2 protein-coding genes are annotated in these 1,025 nt (G+C 62.4%); both read right to left on the bottom strand.

Annotated features, from left to right (window positions below):
• The coding region (locus LD28_RS0120500; RefSeq protein ID WP_033138749.1) for a sigma 54-interacting transcriptional regulator at window positions 1-786 on the bottom strand (786 nt) is incomplete at its 3' end.
• Window positions 787-934: 148 nt separating this feature from the next.
• On the bottom strand, window positions 935-1,025 hold a 91-nt coding region (locus LD28_RS0120505), incomplete at its 5' end, for a 4a-hydroxytetrahydrobiopterin dehydratase (RefSeq protein WP_193354328.1).

Consider the following 1,025-nt stretch of genomic DNA (forward strand, 5'->3'; position numbering starts at 1 on the left):
GTTGAGGGCCATAAAGGGGTGGCTGGAGCGCAGGCTGGCCCCGTGACAGGCGCGGGCCAGCAGCTCCTTGCCGGTGCCGGTCTCGCCGACGATCAACAGCGGTGCGTCCTGCATCGCCAGTTTGCGCGCTTGCGACAGCACCTCTTTCATCTTGGGGCTCTCGGCCTGCAGATGCTCGAAGCCCCCCACTTCCACCGCATGGAGTGCGCTGAAGTGCAGGCCAACCCGACGGGCAGATTTGAGCACCACCACGGCACCGGCCAGCGCCTGCTTGCCGCGGGCTTCTGCCACGAACAGCGGCATCAGATCCGCCAGATACTCTTCGCCATTGAAACTGAGCTTGCAGGTCTGCGGCTTGATCTCGCTCGCCTCCAGCCAGCGGGTGAAGGAGAACCCCTTGACCAGCGAACCGAGCGCCACGCCGCGCACCTCCTCCACCGGCAAGCCGAGGGTGGTGAGGGCCGACTGGTTGGCCTGGGTCACTTTGCCCTTGCTGTCGAGGGAGAAGACCAGATCCGGCAGCGCCTTGAGCAGCGCCTCAATCTCGTGGTGCTCTCGCTCGGAAGGCATGTAGGGGATGGTCTTGACGTCGTAGACGCCGGGAATGCGGCGGATCTCCGGCATCAGGTGCTGAAAATCACTGAACTCCAGCTCGGGAAAGTTGAGATAGATGATGCCTGAGGTATCGATTTCGATGCCGCGCAGATCGATATTGTGCTCCACCAGGCGGTCGAGCAGTTCCCGGGTCAGGCCCAGGCGGTCTTCACAGCTGACTTCAAGACGCATTCGGGACACACTTCCTAGCTAACTCTATGAATGAGCGGATAATACAGTCTCGATCCCCCCAGTGCGAGCGCCAGCCCATAAAAATGCGGGCCCGCCCCGCTTTCGCAGGCAGGCCCGGGTCAACCGATGACGCTGGTGTGTGGTGTGATTACCGGAGCAGCTGATCGGTACGCGCCGCCATGATGAAGTCGTTGCGGTGCAAGCCGCCAATCTTGTGGGTCCACCAGCTGACGGTCACC

Source organism: Aeromonas finlandensis, assembly GCF_000764645.1.
In the GTDB taxonomy this organism is placed as follows: domain Bacteria; phylum Pseudomonadota; class Gammaproteobacteria; order Enterobacterales; family Aeromonadaceae; genus Aeromonas; species Aeromonas finlandensis.